The following is a 13,050-nucleotide window of genomic DNA, read 5'->3' as shown; positions in this document are numbered from 1 at the left end:
AATGGTATCGTTGAGCGTTTTCGCAATTTTATAAAAACTACATAGCAAGGGGATTTACGCAATGCGTATCATTCTGCTGGGCGCTCCGGGCGCTGGTAAAGGTACTCAGGCTCAATTCATCATGGAGAAATACGGCATTCCGCAAATCTCCACCGGTGATATGTTGCGCGCAGCCGTGAAGGCCGGCAGTGAACTGGGCAAGCAGGCGAAAGAGATCATGGACGCCGGCAAGCTGGTGACCGATGAGCTGGTGATCGCGCTGGTCAAAGAGCGCATCGCTCAGGAAGATTGCCGCAAGGGCTTCCTGCTGGACGGTTTCCCACGCACCATTCCGCAGGCTGACGCGATGAAAGAAGCCGGCATCAACGTGGACTTCGTGCTGGAGTTCGACGTGCCGGATGAGCTGATCGTTGACCGCATCGTTGGCCGCCGCGTGCACGCGCCGTCCGGCCGCGTATACCACGTGAAATTCAATCCGCCGCAGGTGGAAGGCAAAGACGACGTGACCGGCGAAGAGCTGACCACGCGCAAGGACGATCAGGAAGAGACCGTGCGCAAGCGTCTGGTGGAATACCATCAGATGACCGCGCCGCTGATCTCTTACTACAGCAAAGAAGCGGCAGCGGGCAACACCCAATACCGCAAAATCGACGGCACCCGCAAGGTGGCCGAAGTGAGCGCAGAGCTGGCGACCATCCTCGGTTGATCGCAAGCGCATCGTGCATGACGCCGGGCCCGTGGCCCGGCGTTTTTTTTGCCGTTTTGCCGTCAAATTGTGATCGCGGCGGCTTGTTGCAACCGTGCCCGTTAATCGCCCGCGCCAAATGGCGTATAACAAGCCTGCGTTTTCACCCTCAGCAGGGAGCCGGGCATGCTCAGACAAACCACTCTTCTGGCGGAAGCCACCGCGCGCCAGATCGTCCAGCGGGCGATGGGCATCATCAGCCATTCCGTCAACGTGATGGACAGCAACGGCGTGATCATCGCCTCCGGCAATCCGCAGCGTCTGTTTCAGCGCCATGAGGGCGCGGTGCTGGCGTTGGCGGAGAATCGGGTGGTAGAGATCGATCGCGCCACCGCCGAGCATCTGAAAGGGGTGCGGCCCGGCATCAACCTGCCGTTCAGCTTTCGTAACCAGCGAGTGGGAGTGATCGGCATTTCCGGCGAGCCGGCCGAGGTGCGCGCCTACGCCGAGCTGGTCAAGATGGCTGCGGAGATGATGGTGGAGCAGGCGGCGCTGCTGGATCAGCATCAGTGGGAAAAGCGCTACCGGGAAGAGCTGGCGAACCAGCTGCTGCAGCCGCAGCCGAACACGGCATCGCTGGAAGCGATGGCGGCGTATCTGGGATTGGACCTGCGCCAGGCGCGCATCGTGTGGATCGTCGAACTGCAAGAGGCGCAGCCGCACCTGCTGCGCGAGCTGTTGGCGGAGCTGGAGGCCACCCAGCGCGATGCGTTGATCGCCATTACCGGCTTCAATGAAATGACCCTGCTGCGCCCGGCCTGCATGGCGCAAGGTGAGTGGAGCCTGAAGCTGGAGCGCCAACAGGCGCAGCGTCTGCAAAACCAGCTTAAACACCGTTTTCGGGTGCGGCTGATCGTCGGCGGTTTCTACGACGATCCGCAAAGCGCCTACCGCTCCAGCCTGACGGCGCGCGCCACCCAGGCGATGGCGCAGCGCCTGAAACTGCGTCACGCCACGCTGTTCTACCACGACTATCCGTTGCCGTCGCTGCTGTGCGATCTGGGAGAGGACTGGCGCGCGCAAGAGCTGGGGCGCCCCTGGCGGAAGCTGGGCGAACAGGATGAAAAAGGCGTGCTGCGCGCCACGCTGCGCCACTATTTTTCGCAGAATTGTGATCAGACGCAGGCCGCCGCGCAGCTGCATATTCACGTCAATACCCTGCGCTATCGCCTGCAGCGCATCGAAGCCATAACCGGCATGAAAATCAATCAATTAACCGACTCTCTGCGGTTGTATATCGGCATGCTGATGCACGACTGAGTTGTGCCAACCCACAAATTCCGCGCCGTTCCCCCGGCGATTTTTTGTTGTTTTCCCTCAGGTCAACGCCGGGCGCGCGGGATATGTTGGCCTGCACATCAACCACGGAGAAAACAACAATGACAACCGTATCCACTCTGGGGGCGCTGGTGGCGTTAGCCGTCGCCATCGTCCTGATTCTACGCAAGGTGCCGCCGGCTTACGGCATGATCGCCGGCGCACTGGCGGGCGGGCTGTGCGGCGGCGCCGATCTGGTGCAGACCGTGACGCTGATGATCGGTGGGGCGCAGGGCATCACCAACGCCGTGATGCGCATTCTGGCGGCGGGGGTGCTGGCCGGGGTGCTGATCGAATCCGGCGCGGCGCACACCATCGCCGAAACTATCGTGCGCAAGGTGGGCGAAACCCGCGCGCTGCTGGCGCTGGCGGTAGCTACACTGATCCTGACGGCGGTGGGGGTGTTTATCGACGTGGCGGTGATCACCGTCGCGCCGATCGCCCTGTCGATCGCCCAGAAGGCCGGCATTTCACGCGCGGCGATCCTGCTGGCGATGATCGGCGGCGGCAAGGCCGGCAACGTGATGTCGCCCAACCCGAACACCATCGCGGCGGCGGACAATTTCCACGTGCCGCTCACCTCGGTGATGATGGCCGGCATCGTGCCGGGGCTGTGCGGCCTGGTGGTGGCCTATCTGCTGGCGCGCCGCCTGAGCGATAAAGGCAGCAAGGTGATGGCCGAAGAGCTGACTCAGCATGCCGAAGGGGCGCGGCCGGGCTTCGCGGCGGCGATCAGCGCGCCACTGGTGGCGATCCTGCTGCTGTCGCTGCGGCCGATCGCCGGGATCGCCGTCGATCCGCTGATCGCGTTGCCGGCCGGCGGTTTGGCGGGCGCGCTGTTGATGGGGCGCATTCGCCAGTGCAATCAGTTCATGGTCTCCGGCCTGTCGCGCATGGCGCCGGTGGCGATCATGCTGCTCGGCACCGGCACATTGGCGGGCATTATCGCCAACTCGGCGCTGAAGGATGTCCTGATTAACGGTTTGACGCATACCGGGCTGCCGGCCTGGCTGCTGGCGCCGCTGTCCGGCGCGCTGATGTCGATGGCGACCGCGTCGACCACCGCCGGCACCGCCGTCGCCTCCGGGGTGTTCAGCTCCACGCTGCTGGAACTGGGGGTGAGCGGGCTGGCCGGCGCGGCGATGATCCACGCGGGCGCCACGGTGCTGGATCACCTGCCGCACGGCAGTTTCTTCCACGCCACCGGCGGCAGCGTCAATATGGCGGTGCACGAGCGGCTCAAGCTGTTGCCGTATGAAACGCTGGTGGGGTTCACCATTGCGGCAATCTCGGCGCTGATGTTTGGCGTATTTAACCTGGCGGGATAAGGAACAGTGATGAAAACGCTAAAAAAAGTGGTTATTGCTCCGGATTCTTTCAAAGAGAGCCTGAGCGCGCTCGGCGTCGCCGACGCCATCGAGCGGGGATTCCGTCAGATTTATCCGCAGGCGCACTACGTGAAGCTGCCGATGGCGGACGGCGGCGAAGGCACGGTGGAGTCGATGGTGGCGGCCACCGGCGGCGAAATCGTCCAGGTGACGGTCACCGGGCCGCTGGGGGAGCCGGTGCAGGGATTCTATGGCCTGCTGGGCGATGGCGAAACCGCGGTGATTGAAATGGCCGCCGCTTCCGGGCTGCATCTGGCGCCGCCCGATCGGCGCGATCCGCGCATCACCACCAGTTACGGCACCGGCGAACTGATGTTGGCGGCGTTGGATCGCGGCGTAAAGGCGATCGTTCTCGGCATCGGCGGCAGCGCCACCAACGACGGCGGCGCCGGGATGATGCAGGCGCTGGGCGTTAAACTGCTGGATAAGGATCGTCGCCCGCTGCCGGTGGGCGGCGCGGCGCTGGCGCAGCTGGCGCACCTCGATCTCGCAGGGCTGGATATGCGCTGGCAACGGGTGAGCGTGACCGCCGCCTGCGACGTCGATAACCCGCTGTGCGGCGAAAAGGGCGCGTCGGCGGTATTCGGGCCGCAGAAGGGGGCGACGCCGGAGATGGTGGCGCAGCTCGATGCGGCGCTGCATCACTACGGCGAGCTGCTGGAACGGGAAACCGGCCGTGCCGTGCTGGCCCAGCCAGGGGCGGGCGCGGCGGGCGGCATGGGGGCGGCGCTGCTCGGCATGCTCGACGCGCGCTTGCGGCCGGGCATCGAGATCGTTACTGAAACCCTGCGCCTGGATGAGGCGGTGCGCGATGCAGATTTGGTGATCACCGGAGAAGGGCGGCTGGATAGCCAGTCGATCCACGGCAAAACGCCGATCGGCGTGGCGCGGGTAGCCAAGCGCCACGGCGTGCCGGTGATCGCCATCGCCGGCAGCCTGACGCCGGATTACCAGGTGGTGCATCAACACGGCATCGATGCGGCGTTTTCGGTGCTCGACCGCATCGTGACGCTGGAAGAAGCGCTGGCGGGCGCCGATCGCAATCTGCAGGTGACGGCGCGCAACGTGGCGGCGGTATGGCAGCTGGCGCAGGGAAGAAGCCCACAGGCATAGCCTGTTGCTGTTATCGGTTTCGATGCAGGACTTTTCCGTTACAATAGCCGGCATTAATGGCTGCTGACATCCCGACCCAGAACGGAATGCCGGCCGGAAAGGAAATGAGGGGAACTGAGATGAAGCAAGAGAAACACGGCGTATTGCTGGTGAACCTGGGCACGCCAGATGCGCCGACCTCGTCGGCGGTCAAACGCTATCTGAAGGAATTCCTCAGTGACGATCGCGTGGTCGACACGGCGCCGCTGATCTGGTGGCCGATCCTCAACGGCGCGATCCTGCCGATCCGCTCGCCGCGCGTGGCGAAACTCTATCAGTCGGTGTGGATGGAAGAGGGCTCGCCACTGCTGGTGTACAGCCGCCGCCAACAGCGGGCGCTGGCGGCGCGCATGCCGAATACGCCGGTGGAGCTGGGCATGAGCTACGGTTCGCCAAGCCTGGCGGAAGCCATCGACAAGCTGCTGGCGCAGGGCGTGACCAACCTGGTGGTGCTGCCGCTCTATCCGCAATATTCCTGTTCCACCAGCGCGGCGGTATGGGATGGCGTGGCGCGGGTGCTGAAAGGCTATCGCCGCTTGCCTGCTGTGGCCTTCATTCGCGATTACGCCGAACACCCGGCCTATATCGCCGCGCTGCAGCAAAGCGTGGAGCGCTCGTTCGCCGAGCACGGCCAGCCGGACCGGCTGGTATTGTCGTTCCACGGCATCCCCAAGCGCTATGCGCGTCTGGGCGACGATTACCCGCAGCGCTGCGAGGATACGCTGCGTGCGCTGAGCGCCACGCTGCCGCTGGCGCCGGAGCGGGTGATGATGACGTACCAATCGCGCTTCGGCCGCGAGCCGTGGCTGACGCCGTACACCGATGAAACCCTGAAGGGATTGCCGGCGCAGGGCGTGAAGCACATTCAACTGATTTGCCCCGGCTTCTCGGCAGACTGCCTGGAAACGCTGGAAGAGATCAAAGAGCAGAACCGCGAGATCTTCCTCAAGGCCGGCGGCGAGAAGTTTGAATATATCTCGGCGCTGAACGACGAGCCGGCGCATATCGACATGATGCAGCAGCTGGTGGCGCAGCGTCTGTAATCATCCATAATCTGTCTATTTAGGTGCATCGTGATCGGGCGGGGATGTGTTAACATTCTCCGCTTGTTAAACCGTCACCACCGCCAATCACATGAAATTTCCTGGTAAACGCAAGTCCAAACACTATTTTCCGGTGAGCGCCCGCGATCCGCTTCTGCAGCAGGCCCAGCCCGAAAGTGAAATCAGCACCTCGTATATTGTCGGCATCGACCAGACGCTGGTGGATATCGAGGCAAAAGTGGACGATGCTTTTGTCCAGCGTTACGGCCTGAGCCTGGGCCACTCTTTGGTGATCGAAGACGACGTCGCCGAGGCGCTGTATCAGGAACTGAATGAAAACAACCTGGTCACCCATCAGTTCGCCGGCGGCACCATCGGCAATACCATGCACAACTATTCGGTGCTGGCGGACGATCGTTCGGTACTGCTCGGCGTGATGTGCAGCAACGTGAAAATCGGCAGCTACGCCTACCGTTATCTGTGCAATACCTCCAGCCGCACCGATCTTAACTATTTGCAGGGCGTTGATGGCGCCATCGGCCGCTGTTTCACGCTGATCGGCGAAAGCGGCGAGCGCACCTTCGCCATCAACCCCGGCCAGATGAACCAGCTGCGCCCGGAAAGCATTCCTGAAGAGGTGATCGCCGGCGCGTCGGCGCTGGTGCTGAGTTCTTACCTGGTGCGCTGCAAGGAAGGGGAGCCGATAAAGGACGCCACCCTGCAGGCGATCGAATACGCCAAAAAACACGATGTGCCGGTGGTGCTGACCCTGGGTACCAAGTACGTCATTGCCGACAACCCGCAGTGGTGGCGCGACTTCCTGAAGGAAAATGTGACGATTCTGGCGATGAACGAAGACGAAGCGCTGGAGCTGACCGGGCTGAGCGATCCGCTGACCGCCTCGGACATGGCGCTGGAGTGGGTGGATCTGGTGCTGTGCACCGCCGGGCCGAATGGCCTGTATATGGCGGGCTACACCGAAGAAGCCAATAAGCGCCAGACCCAGCACCCGCTGCTGCCGGGGCATATCGCCGAGTTCAACCGCTACGAGTTCAGTCGCGCCATGCGCCGCGAGCACTGTGAAAATCCGCTGCGCGTTTATTCGCATATCGCGCCGTATATGGGCGGGCCGGAGAAGATCATGAACACCAACGGCGCCGGCGACGGCGCGCTGTCGGCGTTGCTGCACGATATCGCCGCCAACGGCTATCACCGCCACAACGTGCCGAACTCCAGCAAGCATGTGCGCAGTTACCTGACCTACTCCTCCCTGGCGCAGGTGTGCAAATACGCCAACCGCGTCAGCTACCAGGTGTTGAACCAGCATTCGCCACGCCTCACGCGCGGCCTGCCGGAGCGGGAAGACAGCCTGGAAGAGTCCTACTGGGAGCGTTAACCCGCTGAAAAAGAAAAGGTCCGGTATGCCGGACCTTTTTTTATGCGCGGTGCCTCAGATCGGGCAGCCGCCCATTTTTTCTTCTTCGCTCAGGGTGTCCAGCTGCAGGATGTTCAGCATGCTGTTGGCGATCTCGCGTTCGCCCATGACCACCTGATTGGCGCCGCGATCGGTGATGTAGGCCACTTCATCGTCGTAGTGGGCGCGGGCGATGATCTCGATGTTCGGCCGCTTGGCGCGCGCCGAGGCGACGATCTCGCCGGCCTCGTAGCCATTCGGGATGGTCAGCAGCAGCCAGCGCGCGCAGTCGAGCCGAGCCAGATCCATCACTTCCGGATTGGCGGCGTTGCCCAGCACCGTCTTGATACCCTGTTCGCGCAACGCTTCCACCCGCGGGCGGGAATTCTCGATCACCACCAGCGGGATGCCTGCTTCGGCCAGTTTGCCGCCCAGCAGGCTGCCGACGCGGCCGTAGCCGACCACCAGCGCGTGATTGCACATATCCACCGGGATCTGTTTCTCTTCTTCCACCGCCTCTTCGAGGATTTGCTCTTCGATGGTTTCGGTTTTGGCCAGATAGCGTTCCAGCAGGGTGAACAACAGCGGGTTGAGCATGATGGACAGAATGGCGCCGGCCAGCACCAGATTGCGGCCGTGCTCCGACATCATGCCGAGCGCGATGCCGAGGCCCGCCAAAATAAAGGCGAACTCGCCGATCTGCGCCAGGCTGGCGGAAATGGTCAGCGCGGTGCGCTTGGAGTGACCGAACATTTTCACCAGCAGGAACGCGGCGGCGGATTTGCCGAACACGATGATCGCCAGCGTCGCCAGCACCGCCAGCGGTTCGTTAATCACGATCATCGGATCGAACAGCATGCCAACCGAGACGAAGAACAGCACCGCGAACGCGTCGCGCAGCGGCAGAGTGTCGTGCGCCGCGCGGTGGCTCAGCTCGGACTCGTTCAGCACCATGCCGGCGAAGAAGGCGCCCAGCGCAAAGGAGACGTCGAACAGCTTCACCGCGCCGTAGGCGATGCCGAGCGCCAGCGCCAATACCGCCAGGGTGAACAGCTCGCGCGAGCCGGTGCTGGCGGTTTTCGACAGGATCCACGGCACCAGGCGGCGGCCGACCACGATCATCAGCGCGATGAAGGCGATGACTTTACCGATGGTCAGCGCCAGCTCCATCAGCAACTGGCTGCTGCTGGCATTGTCATTGCCCAGCATATTGCCGAAGGCCGGCAGCAATACCAGCGTCAGCACCATCGCCAAATCTTCGACGATCAGCCAGCCGATGGCGATTTGCCCGCGCTGGCTGTCGATCAGTTGCCGTTCCTCCAGGGCGCGCAGCAGCACCACGGTGCTGGCGGTGGAGAGGCAGAGGCCGAACACCAGACCGGAGATCAGATCCCAGCCGAGCAGCTTGGACAGCCCCATGCCGAGCAGGGTAGCGACGGCTATCTGCGCCACGGCGCCGGGAATGGCGATAGATTTTACTGCGAGGAGGTCTTTCAAAGAGAAGTGCAGGCCAACACCGAACATCAACAGGATAACGCCGATTTCCGCCAGTTCCGGCGCCAGTGAGGTGTCGGCGACGAAACCGGGGGTGAACGGGCCGGCGAGCACCCCTGCGGCCAGATACCCCACCAGAGGGGAGATGCGCAGGCGGTTCGCCAGCATGCCGAGGAGGAAGGCGAGTACTAACCCTCCGACGATGGTGGTGATGAGCGGTGTTGAATTATGCATCCATACTCCTTCTGGCTATGCATCGCGGCACGGGAGAAACGCAACAAAGTTACGAAAAGATACATTTAGTTTATTGCATTTGTTCGCGGCTTGCTTGGCTAATTTGGCCTTTTTTGTAAAAAAGCAGAGGATTTCACTTAAGGCATGGCAATGAGGGGGTTTTGGGGAAGATAAACCAAATAACATTGATTTATCCATAGGATAACCCGGATGAATAAATAATTTCATCCGGGCAGACAGCGGGGTTATTGCGCTTTATGCTCCATATTGGGCAGTAGCGCGGTAATAATGCCGATCAGTGGCAGGAAAGCACAGATTTGGTAGACCAGTTCGATACTGGTCAAATCGGCGACATAACCAAGAACTGCCGCACCTAACCCGCCCATACCGAAAGCAAAACCGAAGAATAAGCCGGAAACCATGCCGACTTTACCGGGGATCAGCTCCTGAGCGTAGACCAGAATGGCGGAGAACGCCGAGGCGAGAATAACCCCGATGATCACCGTTAAAATGCCGGTCCAATAGAGGGATGCATAGGGTAAAACAAGGGTAAACGGCGCAGCGCCGAGAATAGAGCCCCAAATTACGTATTTACGCCCTATCTTGTCGCCAAGAGGCCCGCCGATAATGGTGCCTGCTGCTACCGCAAACAGAAAGGCGAACAGGTGAATTTGGGCATTCTGCACCGAAACGCCGAACTTATGTATCAGATAAAAGGTGTAATAGCTGCTGATGCTGGCCAGATAGAAGTATTTGGAGAAAATCAGCACCAGCAGGATGCCCAGCGAGTAGGCAACGGTACGTTTTGGCAGCGGTTTCAGCAGCGACGGGCTTTTCGGCTGCCCTTTAGTTGCCCGATGCTGATGTTGATACCACTTGCTGACCTGCAGCAACACCACGATCGCCAGCAGCGCCGCCAGCGAGAACCAGGCGACGTTGCCCTTGCCGTAAGGCGCGATGATCAGCGCCGCCAGCAGCGGGCCGAGCGAGCTGCCGAAGTTGCCGCCGACCTGGAAGAGCGACTGCGCCAGGCCGTGCCGCCCGCCGGAGGCCATGCGCGCCACGCGCGAGGATTCCGGGTGGAAGACCGATGAGCCGGTGCCCACCAGCGCCGCCGCCAGCAGCACCAGCGGGAAGGTGCTCGCCACCGACAGCAGCAGCAGGCCGGACAGGGTAAAGCCCATGCCGATCGGCAGCGAGTAAGGCTGCGGGTGTTTATCGGTGTAATAGCCGATCAGCGGTTGCAGCAGCGAAGCCGTTAGCTGATAGGTCAGGGTAATCATGCCGATCTGCACGAAGCTGAGATGGAAATCGGCTTGCAGGATCGGGTAAATCGCCAGGATCAGCGACTGGATCATATCGTTGAGCAGGTGAGACACGCTGATGGCGCCGAGGATGGAGAAAGCGGTCCTCTTTACCGTACTGCCCTTGGCGGGCGGCATCGCGCTTTGGCTACTGTCGGTCATATTATTATTAGCCTGATAAGTTGTTGAGCACAGAGATGACATCTTAGGCAGGGCGTTCAATTTTTACCATATCTGAAATAATCAGACTCACATCGCAAAAAATTGAAATCAGCTGTCATTAATTCGCGCTACAATTTCGCCCTCATCATAAAAGCCATTTAATACACGGAGATCCGCCATGCGTTTTTCGCTGAAAACCACCGCATGCGCGTTGGCCGTATCCCTGACGCTGCTGTCGGGGGCCGCCAGTGCCTGGGAAAAGGATAAGACCTACGCCATCACCATTCTGCATACCAACGATCATCACGGTCACTTCTGGCAGAACGATCACGGTGAATACGGTCTGGGCGCGCAGAAAACCCTGGTGGACGGCATTCGCCGCGAAGTGGCGGCGCAGGGCGGCAGCCTGCTGTTGCTGTCCGGCGGCGATATCAACACCGGCGTGCCGGAATCGGATCTGCAGGACGCCGAGCCGGACTTCCGCGGCATGAACCTGGTGGGTTACGACGCGATGGCGATCGGCAACCACGAATTCGACAACCCGCTGAGCGTGCTGCGCCAGCAGGAGAAGTGGGCGACCTTCCCGCTCTTGTCCGCCAACATCTACCAGAAAAGCACAGGCCAGCGCCTGTTCAAGCCTTACGCCTTGTTCGACAAACAGGGTATCAAGATTGCCGTGATCGGCCTGACGACCGACGACACCGCCAAGATAGGCAATCCGGAGTACTTCACCGACATGGAGTTCCGCGTGCCGGCGCAGGAAGCGAAGCAGGTGGTGGAGCAACTGCGCAAGGACGAGAAGCCGGACGTGATCATCGCCGCCACCCATATGGGGCACTACGACAACGGCGAGCATGGCTCTAACGCGCCGGGCGACGTGGAGATGGCGCGCAGCCTGCCGGCGGGATATCTCGACATGATCGTCGGCGGCCACTCGCAGGATCCGGTATGCATGGCCGGCGACAACCGCAAACAGGCGGATTATGTGCCGGGCACGCCGTGCTCGCCGGATCGCCAGAACGGCACCTGGATCGTGCAGGCGCACGAGTGGGGCAAATACGTGGGGCGCGCCGACTTCGAATTCCGCAACGGCGAGCTGAAGCTGGTGCATTATCAGCTGATCCCGGTGAACCTGAAGAAGAAAGTGGAGAAAGCGGACGGCACCAGCGAGCGGGTGTACTACACCCGGCAGATTGCGGAAGATCCGGCCATGATGAAGCTGCTTACGCCGTTCCAGGATAAGGGCAAGGCGCAGTTGGACGTGAAGATCGGCAGCGTCAACGGCAAGCTTGAAGGCGACCGCAGCAAGGTGCGCTTCGTGCAGACCAACCTGGCGCGGGTGATGCTGGCCGCGCAGAGGGAGCGCGCCGACGCCGACTTCGCCGTGATGAGCGGCGGCGGGGTGCGCGATTCGATTGAAAGCGGCGATATCACCTACAAGAATGTGCTCAAGGTGCAGCCGTTCGGCAACACTCTGGTGCATGTCGATATGAAAGGCAGCGAGGTTGAGCAGTACCTGGCGGTGGTGGCCAACATGAAGCCGGATTCCGGCGCCTACGCCCAGTTCGCCAACGTCAGCCTGGTGGCGGACGGCAAGGGCGTCAGCGAGGTGAAGATCAACGGCCAGCCGCTGCAGGCGGATAAAACTTACCGCATGGCGACGCTGAACTTCAACGCGCTGGGCGGCGACGGCTATCCGAAGCTGGACGGGCTGCCGAGCTACGTCAACACCGGCTTTATCGACGCCGAGGTGCTGAAGCAATACATCGAGAAACACTCGCCGCTGGATGCGGCGGCTTACGAACCGAAGGGCGAAATCGTGTATCGCTAGAAGCGTCGCGGAACGGCGCTCTCGCTTGTCGCGGGGCGCCGTTCCCGCCGTCGCTTTTCTCCTCTGAATCAACGCCTTTTGTCAGCGTTGCCGTTTTAAACGGCGTCTTACTTTCTTCTCTCCATATACGCCCTCGGCGGGCAGCCCGCCATATTCTTGAAAAAAGTGGCGAAGGCGCTGTCGCTGGAAAACGCCAGCCGACCGGCGACGTCGGATTGGCTCAGCCCTGCGGCCAGCATCTCTATCGCTTTGATCAGGCGCCATTGCTGACGCCATTGTTGATAACCGAGCCCGGTTTCACGGCGGAAAATCCGGCTGATGGTTTTCTCGGAAGCGCCGCTATAGCGCGATAGCTCGTGCAGCGGCGGAAGCATGTCCAGATTGGCCAGATGGCGCAGGCGGCGGTCGCTGGGCAGCGGCAGCAGCGTCAGTTCGCGCGGCGCGGCGGCGATCTCGTCCAGGCAGACCGCCAGAATATTGGCGTAAGGCCCATGCTGCCAGTCGGTGTCGAAGGCGGCGAACGCGATGCGTTCCAACACCTCGCGCAGCAGCGGCGAGGCTGTCAGTACGGCAAGCTGCGCAGGCAGACAGGCATAGCGATCGGCGTCGAGATAAAGCGAACGGTAGCCGACGACGCCGTTGACCTGAACGCGGTGAGCCACCTGCGGCGGGATCCAGGCGACTCTGCCCGGCGGCAGCATACAGATGCTTTGGTTGAGCGTGATGCGCATGCTGCCTTGCTGACAGAACAGCAACTGCCCCCTGTCATGCCAATGCGTGCCCGAGTCGTGCTGCGCCAGTTCGGCGGCGATCCCGAGCACCCCGTTGTCGAGCGTATCCGGATTAAAACTGTCCTGCGCCTGAAGCCACGCCATAGTCTGTCCGATTTTGTAAATTTATTGTCTTTTATATTGTAATCGGCGATGGGACCAGATGCTACCTTGTGCAGCCTATTCTTGGCTACAG

At 61.4% G+C, this 13,050-nt stretch carries 10 protein-coding genes; 7 read left to right on the top strand and 3 right to left on the bottom strand.

Annotated elements, in window-relative coordinates:
• Positions 1-61: 61 nt before the first annotated feature.
• From adk to ACJ8OK_RS09000, 6 genes are all read left to right on the top strand, one after another.
• Positions 62-706: an adenylate kinase gene (gene adk, locus ACJ8OK_RS09025; protein ID WP_004940261.1), complete on the top strand. Its 645-nt coding sequence runs from the start codon at positions 62-64 to the stop codon at positions 704-706.
• A 165-nt stretch (positions 707-871) separates the two neighbouring features.
• Positions 872-2,005, top strand: a complete 1,134-nt coding sequence (locus ACJ8OK_RS09020) for a sugar diacid recognition domain-containing protein (protein WP_060558729.1) — start codon at positions 872-874, stop codon at positions 2,003-2,005.
• Positions 2,006-2,124: 119 nt separating this feature from the next.
• Complete coding sequence (locus ACJ8OK_RS09015; protein ID WP_015376868.1) at positions 2,125-3,390, top strand: GntP family permease; 1,266 nt, start codon at positions 2,125-2,127, stop codon at positions 3,388-3,390.
• 9 nt (positions 3,391-3,399) lie between these two features.
• The gene (locus ACJ8OK_RS09010) at positions 3,400-4,563 is read left to right on the top strand and encodes a glycerate kinase (RefSeq protein ID WP_250602443.1); all 1,164 of its coding nucleotides are present in this window, start codon (positions 3,400-3,402) and stop codon (positions 4,561-4,563) included.
• Between the two features lie 119 nt (positions 4,564-4,682).
• On the top strand, positions 4,683-5,645 hold the full coding sequence (gene hemH, locus ACJ8OK_RS09005; protein WP_060558732.1) for a ferrochelatase: 963 nt from the start codon (positions 4,683-4,685) through the stop codon (positions 5,643-5,645).
• Positions 5,646-5,736: 91 nt separating this feature from the next.
• Complete coding sequence (locus ACJ8OK_RS09000) at positions 5,737-7,041, top strand: inosine/guanosine kinase (protein WP_004940249.1); 1,305 nt, start codon at positions 5,737-5,739, stop codon at positions 7,039-7,041.
• A gap of 54 nt (positions 7,042-7,095) precedes the next feature.
• On the opposite strand, the gene ybaL is transcribed toward ACJ8OK_RS09000, so the two are convergent.
• Entirely contained in the window at positions 7,096-8,787 is a 1,692-nt protein-coding gene (gene ybaL, locus ACJ8OK_RS08995) for a YbaL family putative K(+) efflux transporter (protein ID WP_004940247.1), read from the bottom strand.
• 245 nt (positions 8,788-9,032) lie between these two features.
• A complete protein-coding gene (locus ACJ8OK_RS08990; protein WP_049278714.1) occupies positions 9,033-10,253 on the bottom strand; it encodes an MFS transporter in 1,221 nt (406 codons plus the stop codon).
• Between the two features lie 178 nt (positions 10,254-10,431).
• On the opposite strand from ACJ8OK_RS08990, the gene ushA reads away from it, so the two are divergent.
• Complete coding sequence (gene ushA, locus ACJ8OK_RS08985; RefSeq protein ID WP_074469410.1) at positions 10,432-12,084, top strand: bifunctional UDP-sugar hydrolase/5'-nucleotidase UshA; 1,653 nt, start codon at positions 10,432-10,434, stop codon at positions 12,082-12,084.
• A gap of 107 nt (positions 12,085-12,191) precedes the next feature.
• On the opposite strand, the gene ACJ8OK_RS08980 is transcribed toward ushA, so the two are convergent.
• Complete coding sequence (locus ACJ8OK_RS08980) at positions 12,192-12,959, bottom strand: AraC family transcriptional regulator (RefSeq protein ID WP_047025742.1); 768 nt, start codon at positions 12,957-12,959, stop codon at positions 12,192-12,194.
• Between the last annotated feature and the right edge of the window lie 91 nt (positions 12,960-13,050).

This window comes from Serratia sp. CY71090 (assembly GCF_052166845.1).
Taxonomy (GTDB): domain Bacteria; phylum Pseudomonadota; class Gammaproteobacteria; order Enterobacterales; family Enterobacteriaceae; genus Serratia; species Serratia nematodiphila.
This window is presented reverse-complemented; position numbering and strand designations above follow the sequence as displayed.